Origin of the sequence: Calothrix sp. NIES-3974, from assembly GCF_002368395.1 — a bacterium.
In the GTDB taxonomy this organism is placed as follows: Bacteria; Cyanobacteriota; Cyanobacteriia; order Cyanobacteriales; family Nostocaceae; genus NIES-3974.
Genome location: NZ_AP018254.1, coordinates 2,306,549 through 2,333,158, shown reverse-complemented (window position 1 = coordinate 2,333,158; position 26,610 = coordinate 2,306,549). Strand labels below are relative to the sequence as shown.

The window sequence follows — 26,610 nt, the reverse complement described above, 5'->3', positions numbered from 1 at the left end:
GAGTTATTGTCTGAAATTGTCCAACATCCTTGACTCAACTTTCTTCCTCCCAATCCTCAATTTGCAACCCATTCACTCGGCTAAATTCTTTCGTATTATGGGGAACCAATATCTAAGTTATTCACCATTGCAATAGCTGCAATCTGCAAATCATCAGAACCAATCGGCGTAGCAGTAGCATCTAACTCAGTCCTAATTCTACCGTATATAGTGGCAACTGCATCATCAAAAGGCAACGATCCATATACAAAGCTTATAGCTCCTCAAATCTGTTGTAGCAAGCTTCCCCGTAGGAGTACTTATGTGTTTTAGAAGTTTGTGAGAACTCCCAGTTTTGCGATCGCTTTACTTTCTCGGCAAAGACAAGTGTTCATTCAAACTTGATATAACAGAACTTAATATGACAGATTGACATCATCCCTCCTCAACCTGTGTTAAAGGATGTTTTAAAAGTCGATTAGAATACTTAACAAGCTCGTTTTTTGCAAGAAACGCGACATGTCGTGTCTGTAGGGGAATCGGGAGTAGTTGTTCACGACAAATACACCGTTTGAGCCTATTGACTATCTTCAATAATTGGTTGCCTCTTATAGGCTCGCCCTTACCTCCACCTTTATACCGTTTGAGCCTATTGACTATCTTCAATAATTGGTTGATAAAGTATTTATTAATACTTGACCAACACCCCCTTACAATCCTTGTCGCTTGAAATAATATAACTTGATATTACAGATTGGCATAGAGTCAATCGCCAAGACTTCATTGTTCTTTTGAGGCTTAAGTCCTCCTTTATTCTTGATTCTACATTCTGTATTCTTCAATAAAAATGAAAACCATGTCCGCCAATTCCCAAACATTTCCGGAAGCTGATATTATTCGTTTCATCCTCAAGGCTGTATTGCTAAAAATCATACCAGCCTCTTCTCTCCAATACTTAATTAAACTTTTCCAACTTTGGCAACGTCACAAATCTTCATCAATCAGTCGAAGTTAAAAGTTGCAACGCGAATTGTGGCAGAATTTATTAGTTAAAACCCAGCGTGGTAAAACTGACTAGAGACCAAAAAGCATGACTAACGTAATTCAGCCAAAGAATGACGATATGGTTACAATCGGTTATTAGTGCGTGAAACTACAAACTCGAATTTACAATACATAATTGCTCCTGTGTGTCACACATCCGACGCTCATAAATGTTCTTTTTGGCTAATTTATCCCAGCCTTTAACAAAATGGGGATAAAATTCCCGCTGTCAAAGGCAATTGCGTAGCTTGCTTCTTCCGCAATTCTTCTCCTGGAAGCATTACGAATGACTTAGCTTGCTTTCTGCGTAGCGGGTATTACGAATTGCTATAATCTACCTCTTCCCGTCAATTTTACCGTTCTCGCTTCCAACTAACTAACCTGACTGACTTGATTATTTCCAACATGAATCCAACAACCTCTCACCCTAACCTACCCAGTGTCTACGACCCGAAAGCTGCTGAAACCAAATGGCAACAGTTTTGGGAAGAAAATCAACTCTACAAAGCTAACCCCAATAATCCCAGTGAACCCTACTGCATTGTCATTCCTCCCCCAAATGTCACGGGTAGTTTGCATATGGGTCACGCTTTTGATAATTCCCTGATTGATACTTTAATTCGCTACCAAAGAATGCGGGGAAAAAATACTTTGTATCTCCCCGGAACTGACCATGCGAGTATTGCTGTGCAAACCATTTTGGAAAAGCAACTCAAGTCGGAAAACAAAACTCGTTATGATATCGGTCGGGAAAAGTTCCTCGAAAGGGCTTGGGAATGGAAAAAACAATCAGAGGGAACGATTGTTAACCAGTTACGACGCTTGGGTGTGTCGGTGGATTGGTCACGGGAGAGGTTTACTTTGGATGAGGGGTTGTCAAAGGCTGTGTTAGAGGCTTTTGTCACCCTGTATAATCAGGGTTTAATTTATCGTGGTGAATATTTAGTTAATTGGTGTCCTGCTTCCCAATCGGCTGTGTCGGATGTGGAGGTGGAAAAGAAGGAGGTGTTGGGTAAACTTTGGCACTTTCGCTATCCCTTGAGTGATGGTTCTGGCTATGTGGAAGTGGCGACAACTCGTCCAGAAACCATGTTGGGGGATACGGCTGTAGCTGTCAATCCCCAGGATGAACGGTATCAAAGTTTAATTGGTAAGACCTTAACTTTACCAATTATGAAACGGGAAATCCCTATTATTGCCGATGAGTTGGTGGAAATGGAGTTTGGTACGGGTTGCGTGAAGGTGACACCAGCCCATGACCCAAACGATTTTAAGATGGGTAAACGGCATAATTTACCGTTTATTAACATCATGAATAAGGACGGGACACTGAATGAAAATGCCGGTGAATTTGCGGGATTAGACCGATTTGTGGCTCGAAAACAGGTTGTCAGCCGTTTGGAAACCGATGGTTTTCTCGTCAAAATTGAGGATTATTCCCATACGGTTCCCTACAGCGATCGCGGTAAGGTTCCCATTGAGCCGTTATTGTCAACCCAGTGGTTTGTGAAGATTCGTCCGTTGGCAGATCGAGCTTTGCGTTTCCTGGATGAGCAAAATTCCCCAAATTTCGTCCCTTCTCGTTGGCAAAAGGTCTATCGGGATTGGTTGGTAAAGGTGGAAGATTGGTGTATTTCCCGTCAGTTGTGGTGGGGTCACCAAATTCCAGCTTGGTATGCGGTTAGTGAAACCAATGGGGAAATTACCGATACGACTCCCTTTGTCGTGGCGAAATCGCCAGAGGAAGCTTTAACCTTAGCTAAACAAAAATTTGGGGATGACGTTCAATTGGAGCGAGACCCGGATGTGTTGGATACGTGGTTTTCCTCTGGTCTATGGCCCTTTTCGACAATGGGATGGCCTAGTTTAACAAGTGACCTAGCTAAATATTATCCCACAAGTACCCTCGTAACGGGATTCGATATTATCTTTTTCTGGGTCGCGCGGATGACGATGATGGCGGGTCATTTTACTAACCAAATGCCCTTTAAAGATGTGTATATTCACGGTTTGGTTTTGGATGAAAATGGCGACAAAATGTCCAAATCCAAGGGAAATGGGATTGATCCGTTGCTATTAATTAATCAATATGGTGTGGATGCCCTGCGGTATTATTTAATTAAGGAAGCCACCGGAGCCGGACAGGATATCCGTTTTGATTATGACCGGAAAAAGAATGAATCTCCAGCCGTAGAAGCAGCCCGGAATTTCGCCAATAAAATTTGGAATGCCTCCCGCTTTGTGATGATGAATCTGGATGGACAAACACCAGCCCAGTTAGGGGTTCCCCAGCCATTGGAATTGAGCGATCGCTGGATTTTATCTCGTTACAACCAAGTAATTCAGCAAACTATCCAGTATATGGAAAATTACGGGATGGGAGAAGCTGCCAATGGTTTATATGAGTTTATTTGGGGCGATTTTTGTGATTGGTATATTGAGTTAGCTAAGTCGCGTTTACAACCCGGTGGAGATGAAAATTCCCGTCGCACAGCCCAACAAACTTTAGCCTACGTTCTTGAAGGTATTCTCAAATTACTCCACCCCTATATGCCCCATATTACGGAGGAAATTTGGCAAACCCTAACTCAGCAAGCTCCGGATTCCCGACAAAGTATATCCCTGCAACAGTATCCAGAAGCAAATCCAAACTTGATTAATACTGATTTAGAAGCCCAATTTGAACTGCTATTTGGCACCATCCGCACAATTCGTAACCTGCGAGCCGAAGCCGATGTCAAACCTGGAGCAAAGGTCGATATTAAACTGCAAACTCAAAGTCCACAGGAGCGGGAAATTTTAACCCAGGGTCAGGTTTACATCCAAAACCTTGCCAAAGTCGAGCATCTCACCATTTCTGGACAGCAAATTAACCCTGTTTCCCCACAAACCCAAAATCCCCAATCTAAATCAAACCAAATCAATTGGCGATTAGTCGGCAAAACCTTCGGATTCCTATTTTTATTTCGCCTTTTAGTAGCGATCGCCGATGCCATTGATGATATACCCCTAGCAGGTAGATTTTTTGAACTGATTGGGTTTTTGTATGCCACCTGGTTTTTAGCCAAAAGCTGGTTAAATCCCCAAGCACGCGATCGCTTTTGGCAACAAGCCAAAGGTCTGGTTAACAATCAACCCGAACCCATCCCTACAACCGAAATAACCCCAGATACCCCAGCAGTAAAACAAGACTCAGAAAAAGTTATCGCCGGAGTCGTCGGTACAGTTCAGGTAATCATGCCATTAACAGGGGTTGTGGATATTGCCGCATTTATCGAAAAACTTCAGAAAAAACTGACCAAAATCGAAATGGAAATTACCCAACTTTCTGGTAGACTAAATAATCCCGGCTTCGTGAACAATGCCCGTCCCGATGTCGTTCAAGATGCTCGCGATAAACTTAGCGAAGCCCAAACCCAAGCCCAAATCCTCCGCGATCGCATTTTGCAATTATCATCCCAGTAGTTCAAAGATTTTGGATTTTAGATTGCTTGTGATCTGATACCATTTCACCAAAATTTTGATACATTTTCTTCCCTTGCTCCCCCTGCTTCCTACCTAACCTGGATTTCTCACGAGTAAGTTGTAAGTCTTGAGTAACGGATTGATTTTCCTTCTACTCCCTGCTCCCGTACAGACGACCCGTCGGGTCGTCTTTACTCCCTACTCCCTATGAGTTTTAGGGTTTTGTGAGAAATGCGGGCTAAGTGTATCAACACCAAAGTCAAACGATATGACACCCATAGGACTCCTATTTGATTTTTGAACAATCAAGCTGCCTATAAGCTTGACATACAAAGTTTGACTTCTCAGTATACTAAGCAAGATTCAAGTAGGATTCCTATATTATTAAACCTCGTCCATAATCAAAACAGGAGTTTTCGTCATTGCACTTCTTCGCGTAGCGGATCGACCCCAGGGTCGTCAGGTAGACGCGCAGAGGCTTCTTGCAAAGTAGCAATCTCAATCATCCCGAATGAAAACTACGGTTTTAAATTCAGAGACATGGTTTATGTTTATAATCTTCCCATCCACCTAAAATCAAAATCTAAGTTTTGCCTGTTTTCCCTAAAATTTAAGATAATTGATTCAGCTAGCCTTGCTTCTCCAACAACCATGCTATACCTTGCTCAGGTGCGAAAAAACGACTTTTTAGGACAGTTTCAACTTCTCCTCTTAGCCCGACAAGAAGCTGAAAATGTTTGGACACTCATTCCCGAAGAGGCTTTTATTTTACTGGGGAAAAATACCACCCATTCCGAAAAACTGCTGGTACTAGTCGAACTTTCTCCCACCGGAGATATCATCAAACTCGAAGAAGCCACCAATTGGGTCGTCAACCTCGTGAAAAATTATCTCTCCAACGGCATCACACCAGAATTTCTCCGCCAAGAAGCTGAACGGGTTGAAGAATGGCGGAAAAATCTCACTCTCCAAAATCAAGACCTGGCTAGACGTTCCCTGGAATTAGAAGCCCGTCGCGAACAAATTCAAGCTCTGGAGGAAAACCTAAAACGGGATAAAAATGGTAATTCCCATCCCCAGTAGTGGTTTATCAAAATAGAAATGATGGATACATTAAATGAAACTAGAATAATCAACGCTTACAGCCCCTGATATGTAGCAAGCATTAGCGTCAACGATATAAACGGGTGCGATTCTTGGGCTAAGGATGAAAATAATAGCAGGCATCTTGCTGGCACTACAAAATTTTATCAGTCAATACAGTTCAGTTAGACTTAAAAGTCTGATTATTGGGTAGCGTATTGTTTTATAAGTATCTTTGTACGCAATCACAAAAGATGCTGTGCGATCGCGAAAAATAGATAACTTATTTAAATCAATCAAAACCCTAAATTTGACAATTTTGTCATTTGCCCAGTTTCTCAATAATTTTCGTCAAATTCTCAATATTACTGACTCTATTCTCAATTAATTGACGCAATAATGAATATTTCAAGCTCTGAATATATACTTTTTCTTTTTTATGATAATATTAGTTATAATCCAAAGGAGTGTTATGTGAACTTTTTTCAAATTAATGCTCTATCTTTATCCCTTCTGAGACCGATTCATTAAAGACGTTTGCAAAACATCCAAATTCATCCGTCCCATCCTTGTTTCAAACTGGTATTACATGCGTGACAAGTTCAGGTGAAATTAGTTTTGTCAACTCGTAATTATCCTTAAAAGTGAGGTTAAGGAGAAAAAGTGAGGTTAAGGAGAAGTATTAAATTCACCTTTACACTAAGTTTTCCGCGCCAGAATCAATTATGCATTGAAAATTTAGCGATCGCATCCTTCAAAATCATGTTTATTCATCCAGACTTTAAGCATTATTACTTATTGACAAAAGACTAATAAGCGTTTGAGGTGAATTCGACGGATTCAAATAACCTCTCCGAAATGGATACAGACTGTGGGAAGATTGATTTTTGGTTAAAACCACAGATTTTTCTGTCCCTCTCCGTTCTGCGGAGAGGTTCATCGAACTCACATTAACTTGTCAGTAATGCTGGTATTATATACAACATAAAAATCGATAACTTCCATAATATATTTAAATCAATCAAAACCCTAAATTTGGCAATTTTGTCATTTGCCCAGTTTCTCAATAATTTTTGTCAAATTCTCAATATTACTGACTCTATTCTCAATTAACTAACGTAATAATCAATATTTCCAGTTCTAGATATACAGGTTTATTTTTTTAGGGTAGAATTAATTATAATCCAGAGGGATGCTGTGTATTTTCACGGCTTAGGGTCTGCTGTTCCCGAAGCACAGCGCTAGCTATAGAAGTATTTTTGCGAGGGTAGGATAGGGAGGCTGCAATCAGCTGGATGGGGAAGGGAAAAATTGAGTAAATTGAGTCGATGATGAAAAGCAGTAAAATACATGTTTTTACTTGTTTTTAAATTATTTTATTTTGATTGATAATTTGGAGTGGAGTAATAATCTACTCCCTACTCCCTCTCAAGATTAAAACAAGAAGACAACTAACCTTTAGCAAAAGCAAAGAAACTCAAGTGATACAAAGTACCCTTAGCTGGATGCTTTTGTACCTCTCGAATCACCGTTGCTCCCCGCCAATTGATTTCTGGTACATTGAGTTCAATCGGGGTTTTATTTGCTCTTGCTTCCTTTAATAGCCGTTCAGCCGTTTTTGCGTCCAAAGTCAAAGACACAGATTCCGCACCATTGTGTCCATACAAATTTGCCGGAATTAATCCCGAACGGCGTAATGCTCTGGGTTTACTTCCTTCCGGACGCATTTGCCCTTCAACTCTTACAGTAATTTCCATATCCAATCAACCAAAATAAAACTTCCAACAACCACCCCTGACCACACAGAGGATAGAATTTATCACAAAAACAATCCGCGATCGCATTCGTCAACGTTCTGTGTGACAAGGTGCTTGCAAAACCTTAATTCTACACTATTTCCCCTGCGATCGCACGATGTACCAATTATCCATTTCTCACAAATCCCTAAAACTTTTAGGGAATGGGGATTCGGGAGTGGTCGTGAAACCCGTTACTCAACACCTATGGCTTACTTGCTACCAATACAGTTTATGCACTTAATAAGGAAGCCGGAGTTCCATCGGCATGGAGTAATGCTCGCTTGGGTCCATGAATCGGGTCTTCCAAAATAATTGTTTGGTCGCGACTAGCCCCCAAAGAAACAATAGCAATGGGAACTTCCATCAATTCCGCCAAATACTTCAAATAATCCTGAGCTTGGCGGGGTAAATCCTCCCAAGTCCGACAATTCTCAGTGGAAACTTGCCATCCTGGTAAGGTTTTATAAATCGGACGACATCGGGCAAACCGTCGTGAACTAGCGGGAAAATGCTCACACCTTTCCCCATCAATTTCGTAGGCAACACAAACCTTAATCTCCGGTAATTGATCCAGCACATCTAACTTGGTGACAGCTAAACAATCCAAACCATTAATCCGTGCTGCATAGCGACCAATCACCGCATCAAACCAACCACAACGCCGTTTCCGTCCAGTGGTAGTTCCAAATTCAGCCCCCAAAGAACAAAGCAATTCCCCAATTTCCCCATCCAACTCCGTGGGAAAAGGTCCTTCCCCAACTCTAGTTGTGTAGGCCTTAGAGACACCAATTACCCGGTCAATAATCGTCGGTCCCAACCCCGTACCCACACAAGCACCTCCCGCAACCGGATTCGAGGAAGTGACAAACGGATAAGTACCGTGATCCAGGTCTAATAGGGTTCCCTGTGCCCCTTCAAACAACACATTACGCCGCAAACGCACAGCATCATAGATTTTTAAAGAAGCATCAACCACATAGGGACGCAACCTGTCAGCATAACCCAAATACTGCTCAATCACCTCATCTGGATTTAGAGGTGGCAAATCATACAGTTTTTCGAGAATCGCGTTTTTATAATTAATTGTCCAATTTAACTGCTCACGCAGCCCTTGGGGGTCAATTAAATCCAGCATCCGAATTCCCGTCCGCTCGGATTTATCCGCATAGGTCGGACCAATTCCTCGACCAGTCGTACCAATTTTATAATTACCACGATGTTCCTCAGATGCCTGATCGATCATCCGGTGATAGGGCATGGTGACGTGGGCATTCTCGGCGATAAACAGATTCGCCGTCGAAATTCCTAACTTATCCAATTGGTCTAATTCCGTAATCAAGACTTGCGGGTCGATTACGGTTCCAGAACCGATAATACATTCGGTATCTGGATATAAGATACCAGAGGGGATTAGGTGTAGTTTAAAGGTTTGACCTTTGACTACAATTGTGTGTCCAGCATTGACACCCCCTTGATAACGTACTACAACATCTGCGGAGCGGCTGAGTAAGTCTGTTATCTTACCTTTTCCTTCATCGCCCCACTGGGCACCGATTACAATGACGTTAGCCAAGTGATTATATTGAGAGCTACAGTTTTCACAAACACAAATTATCGGCTAGGTTTGTTATCAATGTCAAGGCAATTGTGATTATGGTTTGCTTTAGGGATATGTCCGTATTTATCATTGATTTACTTTTGCCTAACCCTTGCATGGACAAGGTTATACCTTGATTTAGTATTCACAAATAGATGATTATGTGGTTTTGCCAATCCTGGTTTATTGGTAATATTTTGCACCATTTTCACTCTTTTTATCTTGGGGAAATCAATGGGGTTTGTATCTTTTTTTAACCCCCTTGTTAAACCAGAGATCAGGCTTTCTCTCTGTATAAATCTGATGTTTCTTCTGCTATTAATGTCATCAAATCCTGATAAAAGTAATTTGGCATTGATCAAAGTTAGTAGTAATGGAAAACTTTCACAAATCAGCCTGATAATCGCTATTACCAGAGATATTGGTAGGTATTTCGACTTTGCTGTAGTTGATGTTCTCCCTTTGTAAATACTGATTCTTAACACCAAATCTGTATTTTATCCATGTAGATAGGGTAAAAAATACAACTTAATCATGACCGCATCCTTGGGCTGAAATGGTTTTAGCATTCCGTACTCAAATGTAACGATTATGGATTCATCTTAATTCCAAGCTTGGAGTAATCTACGGTAAATCATTGGGTAAAGATTAATTTTTGTAAATATCCTTTCTTGATGATTATAGGTAGTTAGAAAACAGAATTCAAAAATACAGGATAGGGTGATAAAAAAACTGTTGAAGGGATAAATTATCTTTATAAGTAAGTAAGTTGGAGAACAGAAGCAAAATCTAAACTATCGGTGGGGTGAAAACAGAATTAGGTTGTTTGGTTGTTTCAGTCTTTGGGGAATGAAGTTCATCTTGGGAGGGTGACAATCTAGCTGCGAAGCTGTATGCAGCGAGGATTATAGAATTCATCAAGCCGGAAAATGAAGTTGATCTTGTGATGGTAGACTAGCTTCAAACTATTGCTGCATCGCGGTTTCAGAATTTAAACACCATAGCGATCGCTCACAAATTATCAAAAAACCCGGTTTAAATCCCTGAAATATATACCCCATACTTCGCACGGTGATATATCTACCTTTGGGTTTGTTGACGGTTGACTGTTAACAGTCAACCCTTAAAGATTAACTACCGTCAATGGGTAAGTCCTATTCCTTTGAAAATTAATCCCCTTGTAAAAATTCTAAATATCCCTGACTCAACTCCTCGACAGCCAAATGATAGAACTGTTGGCCATGTTCTTTTGTCGCTAAAGCGGGATTAGAACCCATCCTTCCATCGGGATAGCGTCGGCGAAAATCGATAGAACCGTAGATTTTGTGTCCCTTACCAACTTCAGGAGATAGGAAAGCTGTTTTAATTGCTTCCGGATAAACAAACTGGGTGACAGCGACTTCGCTAGGTGTTGCATGGGAACCTTCCTCGTCCCCATAGAGTTCCTTGGCTAGTTTGTAGACGCTACTACACATAAACCAGTTAGCAACTTGACATCGGACTCGAACTGCATGGGGATAATGAAGTTCTTCTAGGTATGTATAGATTTCCGAAAATGCAGCTCGTAATGTATGAATATTTCCCCCATGTCCGTTGATAAAATAAAACTTGTGAAAACCAGCTTTGACTAAACTGGTGATGTAATCACGGATAAACAAAATCATTGTACTGGGACGAAGACTAATAGTACCAGGAAAACCTGTATGATGTAGTGCCATACCCACATTAATCGTTGGTGCAACCATTGCTTGGGTTCTTTCTCCCACACCTTTAGCAATGGTTTCGGCACAAATCGCATCTGTTCCGATCAGACCAGATGGACCATGTTGTTCGGTGGAACCAATGGGTAGAATAATGCCTTGGGAAGTTTGTAAATAGGTTTCTACCTCTGGCCATGTGCTTAAATGCAATAACACGATATTCTCCTGGTTAATTCTTGCTCATGGGACTTGCTGGAGCGCTTTAAACCCCTATTGATCACAAATCCTTAACTTCCAGGGAGTAGGGAATATAAACTCAACTGTCAACCGTTAACAACCCTACATGCGAAGATTTCACAAATCCCGCTCAGACTGCTGTAGCTTGACCTGTCAGATTGACACTGCTAAACAATTAAATTAAAAGGCTGAAGCACTTCAAATTCTGATCCTATTCCCCGTACCCTGTTCCCTCATTCCTCTACTCAAAACAATAATGCTTTTTCACCTTGCTTTGAATTTCCCAGGTACAGGACATACCCTGGGGAAAAGTGACTAAATCCCCCTTACCCATAGTCACGGATTTTCCTCCATCAGGAGTGACGATAACATCGCCTTCTAAAAAATAACAAGTTTCCTGGGAATCGTAGGTCCATTCAAAGCGGGAGACATCTTTTTGCCAAATCGGCCAACTGGATATACCCAACTCCTGTAAACGTTCAGAACTGGGTTGGTGTTCAATTTTGATTTCCATCAAAAAATAATTCGGAACTAGACAATCCTTGTTTGCGATCGCTATTCTAGCAGGTTAAATGTACAGCAATCCGATTTAAGTCGTGAAAAATAGCGTGCCGTTGACTGATGACAGGTGACTGTAAACCTTTAACAACCCTACATCTAAAGATTTCACAAATTCCGCTCGGACTGCTGTAATTAAGTTAGCAATAGGGAGTAATGTCTTCACCACATTCATCAGCTAAATAACATAATGCCCGAAACCGCAAATTCACAAATTGTTCATATAGGGGATTGAATTTGCATAATGGGGGAATATGGGCTAACTTACGACCAAACACGATAATATCCCGTGCAAATGGACATTGAGATGGTATGGTTTTGACGATAAACTGGGCTAAATACCGGTTATTGATTTCTAAATAGTCGAACCAATTTTTGAGCGGTCGTAACAAATCAAATTTGGCAAATTTGAGTTTCTGCTGGGTCGATGGAGTCGTTTCCCTGAAGAAATCGCAAAAACCAGGGAAAATTATTTGTTTGTGTTTATTTTGAGTACTGAGCATCTCAATTACTGTCAATCCGGGAATTATTTGCTATTTAAACCCGCTAACTTGATGCAAACTGTCCAGTGGAATACAAAAACGTTAAAAAACTTTACAATTGACAAAAGAGTCAAGATATGCAGTCTGCTAATTTTTTAAATCTTTGATATAAATCCGAAATATATGTCTACGGAAAACTAAATGAAAACTTCATATTCACGGTGCTGATTTTTGCTGAATATGTATATAGAACCTTTGACAGATTTTTTAGGAGTTGCCCTTTCGTTAATCTGTAAACTGAATGGTTAAATGCAGCAGTTTTTGTTTTAATAGGAGAATTTAAAGGGTGCAAAAACTTGTTTATGTAATTCAATTTATTCAAAAACTATTACCACCCCGTCGTCTACGTTTCCCGTTGCTGGGATTAATCTTAGTCGTGGGAATTGTTGCTGACCGTTCCCGTCCTGTCCAAAGTAGCCAATTTGATCCTGACCCCTATACCTACAGAATAGTCCGACCACAACCAGGGGTTGAATTGTTAGAAATTCAACCGAATTATGGTGATGAGGAGCAAACTTTTGGAGTCAAACCAAATTGGGAACAACCAGATTGGTCGGATATAGCACCGGGACAAATCACATCTCCAACTTTGATTGCAGCGACTTCACCTTATATTCCCCGATCGAAACCCAATCCCCAAATTTCCCAGAGGAATTTACCCCAGGGGGATGGCATTTATCTGTACGGACAATCACCCCGAATCGGAGAAAACGGCAAAGGATATATCGTTTTCACCAAAAATCAAGGTCGGGTCGTGGGTGCTTTATATATGCCCAATTCCGAGTATAGTTGTTTTCGTGGTTCCATTGACGAAACTGGAGCGATCGCCATGACTGTACAAGGATATGCAGGTGAGTCAAATCCAGTTCAAGTAGCCACTAGTGGGAATGGGGTAAATTTAGATATTAATAATATTAACGCTCCCAGTCCCTATGCCCATTCTCTCTCCCTAACAGACTTTTACCGCTTGCAACAGATTGGTCAGTTAGAGCGGGAAATTCTTCAGGCTTGCGAATTCGGAGATTAACAGAATACGGGAGAAATCAAGAAAACCCCTAGCACCAACTTTGATCTCGATCATTCCTCTGGTGTATGGATACCCACTCCCTACCCCCTCAACTTTAAAATTCAATCCCCGGTTGAGCTTTGACACCCTGTTCTCGAAATGGATGTTTAATCAAAGTCATTTCTGTCACTAAATCTGCAAAGTCAATGAGAGGAGTTGGCGCTCCCCTACCTGTCAAGATGACATGGGTCAGTTCTGGTTTTGTCCTGAGTCCCGCTAAAATATCTTCAACCTGTAAATAGCCCAATTTCAAGGCAACATTAATTTCATCCAGTAATATAAGTTGGTAATCTGGGTTTTGAATATATTCTAGGGATTTTTGCCAGGCTGCATATGCTTTTTCGATATCGCGATCGCGGTCTTGGGTATCCCAGGTAAAACCCTCCCCCATCGCGTGAAAGACCAATTGGTCTGGCCACATTTCCAATACCCGTTTTTCCGCAGGTTCCCAACTACCCTTGATAAATTGAATAATTGCGACCCGATATCCATGTCCCAGCGATCGCATGACCATTCCCAATGCAGCAGTGGTTTTACCTTTACCATTACCAGTGTTGACAATCACTAAACCTTTTTGGGCGATCGCATCGGCAATACGTTTAGCTTGTACCTGTTGACGACGTTGCATTTTACGTCGATACTGTTCATCATTGAGTTGGGAAAACTCTTTGATAGCCTCTTCAGATGTGATTTCTTGCCAAGTTTCTTCGGTATTCATAATTTGTGAGCGAAATTACCTTTCCCCAAACTTTTATATAGAGGGATGAGGAAGTGGTGAGTAGTAAGTAGGAAGTCAAGAGCTATAGCTAATCGCTTGTCTTGACAACTAAATCTATTTTGATTGCTTTGGATCCAGTACTTTGTTGTATAATATCTAATAAAGAGATTTAAATCAGTATCCAAATCTGATTAGATATATGTTTTTATTTTGGTATCTAGCCGAGCCGTAGCGGGTCTAGCAACTTTGCAGAGAATAAAATAGCAACCCAGAAAAGGTAAATTACAAGTTTATCGGTAGGATTACCATGTGGTATTAGGAAAGTATTTAGGTTTTTGTAATTTTCAGCCCATAGCTACTGGTACAAAGTTTGAGTAACAGCAGCTGTTAATCCCGCATTTCTCACAAAACCCGAAAACTCACAGGGATAGTCCGTAAAAGGACAATCAATCCCTTACTCAAGGCTTACAACTCACTCGTGAGAAATCCAGGTTAATGGGAATTAGCAAGAATGCGATGGCGACCCGTTGAAGATTTTTACAATCTTACATGTAGTCGTCTATAGCATTAAATTTAAAGGCTTTTAGTAGTAGCTCTAGCCTTTTTATAGAGCGATAAATCGTAACTACGAACCCATTAAAATTCATGTAATGGAGGATTAGTTGTTGACCTTTAACCTTTGACTGTCATAAGTAGAGCCTTTCCCCTGGGTACAGCCAAAACCTATATTTTCACTACTTAAATAGAATACCGGGTAATACTTATCTATGGTACTTTTCCAAAGTAGAATATATCCAAAAACATGTAGGAGACAGCTACTACTGAGTTTTGAACAGTTTTAACATAGAAATTTCAGTTCTGGAATTGATGAATCACCAATTGGGCAAACTGGATATTTGTATGGTGAAAATATCTGGGATTTTGCCTGTGGTAGCTGTTATTTTTGACTTTTAGTTAGTAGTTCTCCAATTCAAGTTCAAGGGTGAAAACTGTTTAATGTGAAAACTGTTTAATGTTGTTGAGCATTAACATTAAACATTTAATAACCACTGCGAACGATTAAGTAATGGATAAACATGTTTGGATCTAGTAGGTACATGTGTAATTTATCTATTGGTTTTGCTATTTACTGATGATATTCAGCAAAAGGATTATATCTCAACTTATTTTGTGCTTGGGATTGTTAAGTATGAGATAGAGTCATCAATGCAATGAAAAAAATAATCCCAAATATAAATTACATACGGCAAATAAAGCGAAACATGTTGTTTGCAGGAAGTAATGAACTTACTTGCAACAACAGAAGGAAACCAATTTTATGTTGAAGGATTTATCCACCAGTTTTCAAAAACCTGTTGTCACGATGATTTTTGCAACAGCACTCTGGGGATTGGGAATGGTGCTGACAAAAATTTTACTTGCATACTTTCACCCCCTAACATTACTGCTGATGCAACTATCTGCAAGTGTATCCATTTATTGGATGGTTGCAATCATTCAAAGAAAGTTAATGCTTCCCCAGCAATCTAGGAAACAGAATTTATCTACAATCACTCGTCATCCCCAAGGTTTAATTAGCCCCAAAAATATTTATAAATACTTGCAATTAGGACTACCAGGAATACTAGAACCAGGACTAGCCTATATCCTCAGTTCCTTTGGATTAACCATGACAACAGCAAGCAGTGCATCCCTGCTGACGGCAACCGAACCAGTGATGACAATTGGTATTGCTTGGGTATTATGGCGCAGTAGTAGCCAACAAAACTTATTCGATAATAGAATAAATTTTCAATTAGTGATTTTTTCTGCGATCGCACTATTAGGTGTCATTTTCACAATGGGTTTAGACCCGAATTTCAATCAAACATCTTTGTTGGGTGATATTCTGATTATTAGTGCGACAGCCTGTGCATCCCTATACACAATTCTTTCCCAGCAGGGAGTAAAATATTTAGCACCGGTTTCCCTTGCAGCCATCCAGCAAAGTTTTGGTTTATTATTTGTGGGAATAATTTGGTTATTAACCAATCACCACATACCGAATGCTGAATTGCTAATTCCTAAACCGGTAATTTACCTATTGGCGATGATTTCCGGTATTTTTCAATATCTCTTACCATTTTGGTTATATTTAACTTCCCTCCAGAAATTATCAGCTAGCGTAGCAGCTCAATTTTTGTCCCTAATACCCGTATTCACCATGCTCGGTGCATGTATATTTTTACATGAAAGATTGACCAGCCTGCAAACAATCGGTATGTTTGTGACTCTAAGTGCGGTAATGGGTATTATTAGAATGGGCGGTCATCAAAGTGTGGTAAAAGTTTAACTCAACGTGAATTCGACGGATTGTAAACGCTATAATCTCTGTGAATCAATGATTTTGAAGCTTAAGGTTTAAAGTAACCTCATCCATTTGTTGAGAGCAAAGTCAATAACTGACTGATTCCAGGTTTAATGATTTTATTCTCAACATATTAGGAGGTTTTTAAAAACTTCTATTCCCTACGAATGATACTGGACCAGATTTTCAGGCTTTATAACTCATCGAACTCACGTTAACTCAGGAAGGTTTTGGAGAGCGATAATTCCCCCACTCTACCTCAAAGGTGGGTGTGGGGATACATAGACTCCCCATCCTTCGGGAAAAGCAATTTTCAAAAGGGAGCAAGACATTTCCCCTAGCAGCACACTAACTATCAAAATTCATGTATTAATGTGCTGGGTATTAATGTGCTGGAATACTACTCCCTACCCCCCACTCCCTCACCAATAAGTGATTGGGATTGCTCAAATTTTCCCTTCATCAAAATAAACCCTGCTATCAGTAATAAACCAAATGCATAGCCAGCAGTGACATCAGTGAACCAATGCACACCCAAATACAAACGACTAAAACCAATAGCGCTAATTAGCAAAAAAGTTAATAGGAAAATTTCTTGTTTTTTGTGGGGATAGGCTTGGGCTAAGAAATAGGCAATCATACCATAGGTGACAATAGACACCATTGCATGACCACTAGGAAAACTATAGTAATCAACATTAATTAAGCGTTCCCATAATAGGGGACGTTCGCGGGCAAATATATACTTTAAAAATAGATTTAAGCCAATGGCACTTAAAGTTGCATTTGTAACTAACTGTGCGGATTCAGGGTGAGCTTGGAAAAAGCCGAATTGCGGTAAACTCCAACACAAAGCCAATAGGATAGCTGGTTCCCCCAGGAGGGTTGTGCCTAACATCACCCGATCTAAAATGGGGTCATGTAATTTTTGAATATTTAACAGGATTAATTCGTCCCAATTTTGGCTATAAATAATACCAGTTGCCACGGATAAAATCGTTGCCAGACTAGAAGCAGAAATAACTGGGAGTAAACATTGATTAACCCCTACAGGAACGGGAGGTAGACGTAAATTTTGCCTGTAGATATGAACTAGATTTTGAATAGTTTTGGCAACTTGACTGTGATTTAAATGGGGTGAAAATATGACTAATAAATTACCCGTATCCACGCTACCACGGACTTGGAATATATTTGGTTGTGTTGATAGCTGCAACTCCAAATAGCGCTTGAGGGATTGACAACGCCAGAGACCAGCAATTTTATACCTCGCCCTACCCGCGATCGCAGTATGAATTGGTTGTACGAGCAATTGATATTCTTCAAGCATAAAATTGAACCTGTCTGGAAAATTGGGTAGGGACGACTCGGTGGGTCGTCTCTACTTCTATCCTAATTTTCCTGTAAAATCATTTCATCGACGGAAAAATCAACTTCAGCCTTGTCTCGACCAGAAGCCAAATAATCATTGACAAAAGAGTCCTTCAAACCGGAAATCAAATCATATTCTGGATGCCAAGCCAGTTCCGACATCGCCTTTTCCACGCTAGCAAAAAAGTGTTGCATTCTCAAGGGAAAAGCTTTCTTCTTGCCAAAGTCGAATTGCTGAGGATTGTAATGAACAATTTGAATCGCATCAGCAGATTTTCCCGCAGCAACAGCACAAGCACGGGCTAATCCATCAAAGGTGACATATCGATCACCCGACACATTGTAAATTTGCCGAATAGCGTGGGAATTACCCAAAACCAGGGTCATGGCTTGTGCTAAATCTTTAACATGTCCCAATTGGGTGATATGCATTCCGTCACCAGGAATGGGAATCGGACGATCGCGGACTATACGGTCAAAAAACCAAGCTTCTAAATCATTGTAGTTTTTTGGACCATAAATATAGGTGGGACGGATTGAGGTGAAGGGTAACTCCTGTTCCAGTAAAAAAGCCTCCGTTTCAAATTTACCCCGGTGGCGACTTTTAGGGTCAACCGCATCCGTTTCCAAATGAGGCATTTGGTCAGATTTGAGATAAACACCCGCCGAACTCATATAGACAAAATGTTTTACCCGACCTTGGAAAATTTCCGCCAAAGGTTGAGTATCAGCCAATTCCCGACCATTATTATCGAAAATTACATCAAACTCTTCCCCCGCCAATTTTTCCTTAATTTGGTTAGGGTCAGTGCGATCGCCTGTGATTAATCCTACCCCATCAGGTACGGGACGATTACCCCGATTAAACATGACTACTTCATGTCCCAGTTCTTGTAATATCTGGGTCAGGTAAACACCAATAAATCGAGTCCCACCCATGATTAAAATTCGCATATAACACCCTATTGTGGATTTGAGATTACTCTTCGGTTGATCCGCACTACGTGCGTCTATGGATTTAAGAATACAGGATACAGGAGAAATAGGTTGGATCAGGAAAAGGAGGAGAAATGGTTAATACCGTTTTACTTTGGAGTTGATACCTGACGGGAAGCCTTCGGGAGCAGGGTCAGAAAATGTATCAGAATTTGAGTGAAATTGTATAACTCCTAACTATACATCTTAATCCTAGAGATGCTAAATTTACACTTACCAGTTGGAAAACCCGCCATTAGCCCAGAAGTTGACGGAAATTGTGGGGGATGGGTGGTTATTTGAGAGGTTTTAACTCTTCCTGTCTTGAGTGACGAGAATCCAATCGGTGGAATTAGCCAGACGTTTGACAGCATGGAGTTTGAATGATTGTAGGTCTTGTTCCTGGAGGAGGAAAAAACCTTGGGGTTGGGATTGCCAATATTTGGGAATTTCTTCAGGTGGGAGGGGAATCACCGTGCGATCGCTATAAAAGTTGAGGGATGGACGGTGGAAGGGAAAAGAAGTATAAATTTTGGCTTGATTTGGGGTGGCGGTACTCAACATTTGGGCTACGGGTTTGACGGGATAGTGTTCGTTGAGTTCCCACAGCCAATGGTTTGATTTCATCAATAAAAATAAAGATAAGTAACTACCCCACAATAAAACTTGAATAAATTGTTGATCTCCCCGTTTGGCTAAAATACCCGATAACACCATTGTTCCAGCTACAACTAGTAAAATCAAGCGTACATCTGTCTGGGGTGGTTGCACAGAACTATAGTAAACGCTACCAATTCCTGCGATCGCACCTAATAATCCTAAGCTGATACTCCAAAAACGGGGATACTTAGATAGTAGGGGAGTATGCTGGATTTGGGCTAATTGAGCGCCGAGGAGCAGGGCGATTGCGGGATAAATTGGATACAAATACCAGGGTAATTTGGTGGTCATCACGGAAATGGGGAGAAAATAGCCAATGGTCCATACCAAAGCTAATTTTGCCCAACTTAAATTCCGGTTTTCCCAGGTATTTTTGATACTAGTGGGTAAAAAAATCAACCACGGCCACAAATACTTGAGTAATTCTAATCCGTAATACCAAATTGGTTGGCCATTTTCTTCCACAGCCGTCCAAATCCGACTGAGGGATTGATGCACGATGCCAATTTGGGTAAACTGTTGTCCATAGTGCAAATACTGGGCTATATGCCAACCAACCACAGGAATCAAACCAATCACAATAGCGATTCCCATATAGGGATGGATGAGTAAACGGGGTGTATCCCACCACAAAAACCCAAAAGCGATCGCGCCGAGTAAAATCCCCAGTATCCCCTTAGTCAAACAAATCAAACCCAAACCAATACCCACACCCAAGCAATAACGTAAATCACGCCGCGATCGCAATGCACACAGCAGCATCAGCAGAAAAAAACAGACGCTAGTTCCATCTAGCATTGCCAAGCGACCGTGACGAACCACTGGTAACATCGTTAGGTATACCAGGGCACTATACACTGCCGCCATCCTTTGATAGAATATCTCTCGACCAATGCAGTATAAAAGTGGTACAGAAACCGCCGTTAATATTGCCCCCGGTAAACGGGTTGTCCACTCGTTTTCCCCCCACCAGGTATACATCAACGCAATTAACCAATGCATCAAAGGTGGTTTATTGTGATAAGTATTACCTTCCAAAAGGGGATACAGCCACTGCCAACTAGTAAAAGGAGCGCGATGAATTCCCCGCGCAACCAGTGCAACTGTCCCCTCATCCCAGTCCCGTAACGGTAAATTACCTAAATTAATGGTAAAAAGTAACACTGAAAATAGTAGCAGGATAACTATCCACAACCAATCGATTCGCCTTGTTAATACTCGATAGTATTGTCCAAGGCGATTGCTGAATAAACTTTCTTCACGCATAGATTCGGATCACGTTGTGGATCAAACTAAATATAGATTCATAAATCATAAATCAAGTGATTGCCACCCTTAGCAAAACTTTAACGAGAGCTTGAAAACCCCCGTTTTCAACCGGGGAAGTATCAACCAATATTTTCTACCTTAATCATAAATAAAACGCTAAAGCGCGACTACGTGGCTTTCCTCACCCATCAAATCAATTTTTTGATTTGATGCACCTGGACTCAACCGACAATCCTCCCCAACTGAACTGCATTGAAATATAATGCCAAAAGCCCAGTTATTGCTAACTGAGCTTGTGAGGTATAGATCCTCGCTGGCAAATATAGAACTTAAGGGATAGATATAGTTAATTTGTTTAGCTGACTGTAACTACAACGTTGGTAATGCCCATTTCGGAAAGGTTGAAAAAAATAATCTAGAAATCGTTGCAGAATCTACCCTATTGACAACTAGCATGGGGAAAATGTTCCCATATTGGAGATGTGATGAGGAATTTTCCCTAGGAAAGCTTCATTTCCCGGTATGCCTGATATACACCTTTAACGTTATACCAATTGAGGAAAATCCGTGCAATTTCCAAGGCTAATTGAGGTTTACCAACCTTGATTAACCAGCTTAATAAAGGTGCCATTGTTTTTTCATTTAATAGCCCATTTAATGACAACACACCCCACAAAATTCGGTGTAACCAGGTCATTTGAATCATCATTCTGACTTCCCAAGTGGGATGTTTTTGATAAAACAAAACACCCATCCGTCCCCGTTGAATTTCCTTATCGATGAGTTGGGGTATTTCTTCCAAACGAAAAGCGGGATGCCAATGATAACCAACGGCTGCGGGACATTTAATTAATTGTAACCCCAAGTTTTTTAAACGTACACCTAGTTCTAAATCTTCCCATCCATAGAGGTGAAACTCGGTATCAAACAACCCTGCTTTCTCTAACCAATGCTTGGGAATAGCCACATTTCCCGTAGCAAAAAATGCATTGGAAAAATCAGTGATTTTGTAGGGTTCGGAGGTGGGATTTTCAAAGTTAGCCGTATTAATCACTGCGCCATAGGTAAAAAACTTATCGTTACCTAGTTTTTCTTTGCCCGCAATTAAAGCTTGAGCGTGGGATACCAAAAAACTTTCCGTCACCACCAAATCGCTATCAATAAAAATAATCGTGTCACCTTGAGCTTTCTCCACACCTAAATTACGAGCTGCAGCAGGACCCAAATGTTGTTGTTCAAATAAATTTACGTGGGGAAATTCTGCTTGGTGTTTTTGTAACCATGCAACTGTACCATCCGTTGAACCATCATCAACGACAATTACCTCATAATTACTCACCGGACTATTTTCTGGCAAAACTTGCGCTTCTAACGCTCGCAAACATTTTTCTAAAATTGGTTGACGATTATAAGTTGGAATCACAACACTGAAATACACGGCTTCCCCCATTAAATTTCCTAACCCCTTCCCAGACACAGGACAGATTTTCCTGGAAATGGGTTCCTAATTCAGGATACACGAGATGGAAGATATTCCAGCGATCGCAAATTTGGTATTGATACATTTATTTGATTTATGCATTTATTTGATTTATGCGATCGCATCTTGATGAAAGCGAAGGAAATGCCATTGACAGTCCTTGTAGATTCTGTTTCAACGAAGAAATCAGGGTTTGATATAGTTGCTGATAGTTTAGTGCAGAAAAATACATAATCTTGTCGTATCCGCACAAAAAATCGGGGTAGAGTCCTGATTTCTCACCACAACTTTCAACGGCTTATAAAACGGCTGATGATGGGTTTGTAGGACAAAATTAGTACCCCATCAAAAAGAGCCACTTGTTGCGGGGTTCTCCCCCGTTGAAGCAAGTAGTGTAACTCCTAACACCCCCTGGCTAAAGATGACGAGATAGACGAGCGCTCCATAAAGCTTGCTCCAAACCCAGTCCAAGGGAAGCCAGAGTATAAGTCCTGTGTACACAATGTAATAATACGTAATAATACCCAATCTGTAAATTAAGGCAACAAATAGTTTGGTGATAGCTTTCAGCTAATTTATCAGTCAATTTTCATCTGTTGTCCTATTCTGGCGAATTAGTATAAGAACATTTTTCGCTAAACTATAATCAGGGAAACAGAAAGATGAAATTATGAACTTAGATACAATTCAACAAGATATTGCATCTCTTCCTCCCGATGCGCAACTAATCATAGTGGAACTCGTAGAAGTCCTGAAAAAACGCTATCTTCTGAATCAACACGAATCTGCAGAAAATTCCTTGCAAGACTGGTCAGACTTTATCGGTTGCATAGAAGCTGAAACAGACCTCTCTAAAAACTATAAAAACTACTTGGAGCATGAACTTAACCAAAAATATGATCATAGTTGATACAGGCTTTTGGTTAGCTCTTGCCAATAAAAAAGATGCAGTTCATATAGCTGCTAAAAAACGATTTCAAGATTTAGCTGATCAGCAATTTATTACAACCTGGTGCGTCGTTACAGAAACGTGCTATCTCTTACAAAAAAGAGTAGGAGTAGATGCTCCAAAAATCTTTATTCATAAAATTTCTCTAGGAAAGCTACAAATATTTGACCTCAAAAAACATCATTGCCAGCGTATTGAAGAACTGATGGAAAAATATAAAGACCTACCGATGGATTTAGCCGATTCCTCTCTCGTTATCCTCGCAGAAGAATTAGGCCATGGCCAAATTTTATCGGTTGATTATCGAGACTTTAACACCTATCGCTGGAAAAATACAGAACCGTTCAATAACCTCTTTCAGGAATTTTTATGATGTAGTGCGATCGCTGCAATCTCTATATACTAGTGCTACCAAGTAATGGTTCCCTATTTTCTTTATGCGATCGCCCAACCCTGTCTCCACAAAAAATGAGAATGCATAATTTATACATTCCCATTTCTAGCGATAAATTCAATTTTTTACAGCCTGGACAAGGAAAAATATCAGATTTTGCCCAGGCTATTTCCTTAACGGGTGACATTGGTAAGGGTACGACGTTTCGTTACCATTTGGTAAGCTTCGATACTATCACCTTCTTGCCAATCAGTAAATTTATCTACGCCGACACCACATTCGTAGCCAGCACTGACTTCCCGGACATCTTCACGCATCCGTTTGAGGGAATCCAATACACCTTCGTAGATCACTTTACCGCCCCGTTGAACACGGATTTTGGCGTTGCGCAATAATTTGCCGCTTTGGACGTAGCATCCAGCTACCGCACCCCGTCCAATCGAGAAGACGGCTCGGACTTCGGCAATACCTAAATGCTCTTCCACTAATTCGGGTTCGAGTAAACCTTCTAGCGCTCCTTGAATATCTTCCAGTAGCTTATAGATAATGTTGTACTCACGCACATCCACACCAGCTTCATCGGCTGCTGCTCGCGCACCACTAGCGTAGGTCGTATTAAAGCCGATAATTACAGCACCACTGGCTGCTGCCAAATCGATATCGGTTTGGGTGATTTCCCCAGCAGCCGACAATAACATGCGGATTTGCACCTCGTTTTGAGGAATTTGCCGCAGTGCGCCAATAATCGCTTCCAAGGAACCCTGCACATCGGCCTTGAGAATCAAGTTTAATTCCTTGAGTTCCCCTTGTTCCGCTTGAGCCGAAATACTTGTCAATGTGACTCGACCTTGCATCAAGCGTGATTGACGTTGTTTTTCTGCCCGTTCGGCCGCGATCGCCCGTGCTTCTTTTTCCACTAGGAATACTTCAAACTCATCCCCAGCAGCTGGGACATCGCTTAATCCTAACACCTCAACGGCAAAGGAGGGGGTGGCTTCCTCAACCCGTTTGCCTCGGTCATCCACCATTGCCCGAACTTTACCGAACACTGAACCTGCAACCAGGTTATCTCCCACCCGTAGGGTTCCATTCTGAATCAATAAGGTGGCAACTGCTCCCTTGGCTTTATCTAGGTGAGCCTCAATCACCGTACCCTTAGCTGTCCGATTGGGATTAGCAGAAAGTTCTGCCACCTCTGCCACCAATAAAATCATTTCCAGCAAGGTATCGAGGTTTTCGCCCGTAATGGCACTCACCGGAACCATTATGGTCTCTCCACCCCATTCTTCGGGTGTCAATCCATACTGGGTTAACTCCTGTTTCACCCGGTCTGGTTGGGCTGATTCTTTGTCAATTTTGTTAATCGCCACCACAATGGGTACTTCTGCTGCTTGAGCGTGGCTAATGGCCTCAATGGTTTGCGGACGCACACCATCGTCGGCTGCTACCACTAACACGGCAATATCTGTCACCCTGGCTCCCCTAGCCCGCATTGCCGTAAATGCTTCGTGACCAGGTGTATCTAAGAAGACAATTTGCTGTTGCGTACCATTGTGTTCAATATCAACATGGTATGCACCAATGTGCTGAGTAATCCCACCAGCTTCCCCTGCGGCCACTTTTGTTTTCCGAATCGAGTCCAGCAGGGTGGTTTTCCCGTGGTCTACGTGACCCATAATCGTCACCACCGGAGGACGACGTTGGAGATTATCCAGGTCTGCCACGTCAATCATCTCCGTCACCTTCCGCGCTTCCGCTTCCGGTTCCTGGGTTAGTATCTCAACTCCCAGTTCCTCGGCGACGATGTTAATCGTTTGTACATCCAGGCTTTGGGTGATGCTGACAACCATCCCCTTCATAAACAGAATCTTGACGATTTCCGTATCCGCAATCACCAAGGCATCTGCCAATTCTTGCACCGTCATGCTACCGGTGACAACGAGAATTTCTGGGCGTTCTCGTTTGACTTCCGGTTCCCGTTGTTTTGTTTGTTGTGGGCGTTGACCGGGAGATTTACGGGTTTTAGGGGCAATTGTCGCCGTCGTTGGGGCTGGTTTGGCGGATTTTGGTTTTGGTGGACGAACGATAGCATTGCTGACTAAAACTTCGATGGAGCTTTGTCCTTCATCTTCGTCGAGTAAATCCTCCTCAAATTCATCATCCAGGATGGGCTTATTACGTTTATTCTTGATGGCAGCTTTACTGGATTTGAGGGCTTCTTTTTCTTCTTCCTCTTCCATCCAGCGTTTACTACCCTTAACTGGACGGGGAGGGGTGGGTCGTTTTAGTTCCAGAATATTATCTTTTGGCTCAATCACCCCAATATCAAGGGCATCCACCACCCGTGCGGGAGAACGGGGAGGGGTGGCGACTTTTTCCGGTGCTTCGCTGGGGCGAGTTGGTCGCGATCGCTGACCTTCTCCGGCTTTGACTGGGGGGGTAGGATGACTTTGCTTTAATTCCGGTTTGTTGGCCGGGGACGGTTTAGAACTGGCCACATTACCCTCGCCACCAGGAGCTTTTTGACCTTTACCCTTACCACCTGGGGATTGCTCGCGCCGTTCCGGAGAATTTCCTCCAGCCGGGCGATCGCGTTTGAGAATTGGTTTTTCCACCTTACTCACAGGGCTAGTAGGGGGTACACTGGGACTGGCTGTTTGTTCTGGGGTTGGACGGGAAGGGGGGGCTGCCAACTGGGGTTTGGGTGTTTTGTCTGGTTTGGGTCGGGGTGTGGGTTTTTCAGCCACAGTTTTCTCCGCAGGGGCTGTCGTTTTCTCTGGTGCTGGTTTTACCTTGTCGCTGTCGGTCAGCGATGTGGTGTCAGCTTGCTTGGGGGCAGTAGGTCGAATTGGAGCCGTAGGCTTCATGGGCGAGACTGGTGTAGCGAATGGTCGAGGTGGAGATGGGGGATGGGTCTGGGCAGATCCATCGTTTGTGTTGCTTGTGTTACTGGTAGCAGAATTTTCCAACTTGGGTTGACGAATTTCTAAAAGCTGTTGTTTGTTAGAGGTTTCTGGTCGTTTGGATAGACCATTTATATTTTTTGTATTTTGCTTGTGGGTGGTTGTGCTACGCTCTTTCCTTGGGGAAAGGGTTGCCTCAAGCTTGGCAGCTTGCAACCGGATATTTTCTGCCTCTGATTCTGTAATTGTACTACTATGACTCTTAACTGCAATATTGAGCGTTTCGCAAATTGCTAATAGCTCCTTGTTTTCCAAATTCAATTCCTTCGATAAATCGTAAATTCTAATTTTGCCGTTGTTCATCCACTCTTTCCCTATTTGATATTTTACAGTTTTAGTGGATGGTTGCTAGCAAACGCTACATCTCCATCCTGACAATCACTGTGTTTGGTCGCCACTAATAGTTTTATTAGA

The 26,610-nt window shown here is 41.7% G+C and carries 20 protein-coding genes and 1 pseudogene; 9 read left to right on the top strand and 12 right to left on the bottom strand.

Annotation, left to right across the window (positions count from 1 at the left end):
• Positions 1–34: 34 nt before the first annotated feature.
• Positions 35–239 (bottom strand): annotated as a pseudogene (locus CDC37_RS09160) (type II toxin-antitoxin system VapC family toxin); the annotation flags it as partial.
• Positions 240–826: 587 nt separating this feature from the next.
• On the opposite strand from CDC37_RS09160, the gene CDC37_RS24155 reads away from it, so the two are divergent.
• The 4 genes from CDC37_RS24155 to CDC37_RS24150 all read left to right on the top strand — a co-directional run bounded on the left by CDC37_RS24155 (position 827) and on the right by CDC37_RS24150 (position 5,959).
• Complete coding sequence (locus tag CDC37_RS24155) at positions 827–994, top strand: hypothetical protein (RefSeq protein ID WP_157780696.1); 168 nt, start codon at positions 827–829, stop codon at positions 992–994.
• Positions 995–1,428: 434 nt separating this feature from the next.
• Positions 1,429–4,488, top strand: a complete 3,060-nt coding sequence (locus tag CDC37_RS09155) for a valine--tRNA ligase (RefSeq protein WP_096621485.1) — start codon at positions 1,429–1,431, stop codon at positions 4,486–4,488.
• 651 nt (positions 4,489–5,139) lie between these two features.
• Positions 5,140–5,571, top strand: a complete 432-nt coding sequence (locus CDC37_RS09150; RefSeq protein WP_096621484.1) for a hypothetical protein — start codon at positions 5,140–5,142, stop codon at positions 5,569–5,571.
• A gap of 235 nt (positions 5,572–5,806) precedes the next feature.
• Entirely contained in the window at positions 5,807–5,959 is a 153-nt protein-coding gene (locus CDC37_RS24150; RefSeq protein ID WP_157780695.1) for a hypothetical protein, read from the top strand.
• A 1,063-nt stretch (positions 5,960–7,022) separates the two neighbouring features.
• Here CDC37_RS24150 and rplY read toward each other — a convergent pair.
• The 5 genes from rplY to CDC37_RS09120 all read right to left on the bottom strand — a co-directional run bounded on the left by rplY (position 7,023) and on the right by CDC37_RS09120 (position 11,965).
• Positions 7,023–7,328 (bottom strand): 50S ribosomal protein L25, encoded by a 306-nt coding sequence (gene rplY, locus CDC37_RS09145; protein ID WP_096621483.1) that lies wholly within the window; start codon positions 7,326–7,328, stop codon positions 7,023–7,025.
• A 271-nt stretch (positions 7,329–7,599) separates the two neighbouring features.
• Positions 7,600–8,943, bottom strand: coding sequence for an adenylosuccinate synthase (locus tag CDC37_RS09140; protein WP_096621482.1), 1,344 nt, complete (start codon positions 8,941–8,943; stop codon positions 7,600–7,602).
• 1,193 nt (positions 8,944–10,136) lie between these two features.
• Entirely contained in the window at positions 10,137–10,883 is a 747-nt protein-coding gene (locus CDC37_RS09130) for a creatininase family protein (protein WP_096621480.1), read from the bottom strand.
• A gap of 262 nt (positions 10,884–11,145) precedes the next feature.
• Positions 11,146–11,418 carry a cupin domain-containing protein gene (locus tag CDC37_RS09125; RefSeq protein ID WP_096621479.1) on the bottom strand — a complete coding sequence of 91 codons (273 nt, stop codon included), beginning with the start codon at positions 11,416–11,418 and terminating at the stop codon, positions 11,146–11,148.
• Positions 11,419–11,602: 184 nt separating this feature from the next.
• The gene (locus tag CDC37_RS09120) at positions 11,603–11,965 is read right to left on the bottom strand and encodes a Mo-dependent nitrogenase C-terminal domain-containing protein (RefSeq protein ID WP_096621478.1); all 363 of its coding nucleotides are present in this window, start codon (positions 11,963–11,965) and stop codon (positions 11,603–11,605) included.
• Between the two features lie 325 nt (positions 11,966–12,290).
• Between CDC37_RS09120 and CDC37_RS09115 the strand changes: the two genes are divergently transcribed.
• Positions 12,291–13,031, top strand: coding sequence for a hypothetical protein (locus tag CDC37_RS09115; protein ID WP_096621477.1), 741 nt, complete (start codon positions 12,291–12,293; stop codon positions 13,029–13,031).
• Between the two features lie 94 nt (positions 13,032–13,125).
• On the opposite strand, the gene cobO is transcribed toward CDC37_RS09115, so the two are convergent.
• A complete protein-coding gene (gene cobO, locus CDC37_RS09110; protein WP_096621476.1) occupies positions 13,126–13,788 on the bottom strand; it encodes a cob(I)yrinic acid a,c-diamide adenosyltransferase in 663 nt (220 codons plus the stop codon).
• Positions 13,789–15,106: 1,318 nt separating this feature from the next.
• Between cobO and CDC37_RS09105 the strand changes: the two genes are divergently transcribed.
• Positions 15,107–16,120, top strand: a complete 1,014-nt coding sequence (locus CDC37_RS09105) for a DMT family transporter (RefSeq protein ID WP_157780694.1) — start codon at positions 15,107–15,109, stop codon at positions 16,118–16,120.
• A 415-nt stretch (positions 16,121–16,535) separates the two neighbouring features.
• On the opposite strand, the gene CDC37_RS09100 is transcribed toward CDC37_RS09105, so the two are convergent.
• The 4 genes from CDC37_RS09100 to CDC37_RS09085 form a co-directional block, all read right to left on the bottom strand.
• Positions 16,536–17,465 carry a phosphatase PAP2 family protein gene (locus CDC37_RS09100; protein ID WP_096621474.1) on the bottom strand — a complete coding sequence of 310 codons (930 nt, stop codon included), beginning with the start codon at positions 17,463–17,465 and terminating at the stop codon, positions 16,536–16,538.
• A gap of 62 nt (positions 17,466–17,527) precedes the next feature.
• Positions 17,528–18,460 (bottom strand): NAD-dependent epimerase/dehydratase family protein, encoded by a 933-nt coding sequence (locus tag CDC37_RS09095; protein ID WP_096621473.1) that lies wholly within the window; start codon positions 18,458–18,460, stop codon positions 17,528–17,530.
• A gap of 330 nt (positions 18,461–18,790) precedes the next feature.
• Positions 18,791–20,407 (bottom strand): ArnT family glycosyltransferase, encoded by a 1,617-nt coding sequence (locus tag CDC37_RS09090; protein WP_096621472.1) that lies wholly within the window; start codon positions 20,405–20,407, stop codon positions 18,791–18,793.
• A gap of 502 nt (positions 20,408–20,909) precedes the next feature.
• Positions 20,910–21,860, bottom strand: coding sequence for a glycosyltransferase family 2 protein (locus tag CDC37_RS09085; protein ID WP_096626045.1), 951 nt, complete (start codon positions 21,858–21,860; stop codon positions 20,910–20,912).
• Between the two features lie 126 nt (positions 21,861–21,986).
• On the opposite strand from CDC37_RS09085, the gene CDC37_RS24145 reads away from it, so the two are divergent.
• The 3 genes from CDC37_RS24145 to CDC37_RS09075 all read left to right on the top strand — a co-directional run bounded on the left by CDC37_RS24145 (position 21,987) and on the right by CDC37_RS09075 (position 23,212).
• Positions 21,987–22,124 (top strand): hypothetical protein, encoded by a 138-nt coding sequence (locus CDC37_RS24145; protein ID WP_157780693.1) that lies wholly within the window; start codon positions 21,987–21,989, stop codon positions 22,122–22,124.
• A gap of 436 nt (positions 22,125–22,560) precedes the next feature.
• Positions 22,561–22,800 (top strand): hypothetical protein, encoded by a 240-nt coding sequence (locus tag CDC37_RS09080; protein WP_096621471.1) that lies wholly within the window; start codon positions 22,561–22,563, stop codon positions 22,798–22,800.
• Positions 22,769–23,212: a type II toxin-antitoxin system VapC family toxin gene (locus CDC37_RS09075; protein ID WP_231943342.1), complete on the top strand. Its 444-nt coding sequence runs from the start codon at positions 22,769–22,771 to the stop codon at positions 23,210–23,212. Before CDC37_RS09080 ends, CDC37_RS09075 begins: the two co-directional genes overlap by 32 nt.
• Before the next feature lie 194 nt (positions 23,213–23,406).
• On the opposite strand, the gene infB is transcribed toward CDC37_RS09075, so the two are convergent.
• Positions 23,407–26,499 carry a translation initiation factor IF-2 gene (gene infB / locus CDC37_RS09070; protein WP_096621469.1) on the bottom strand — a complete coding sequence of 1,031 codons (3,093 nt, stop codon included), beginning with the start codon at positions 26,497–26,499 and terminating at the stop codon, positions 23,407–23,409.
• Between the last annotated feature and the right edge of the window lie 111 nt (positions 26,500–26,610).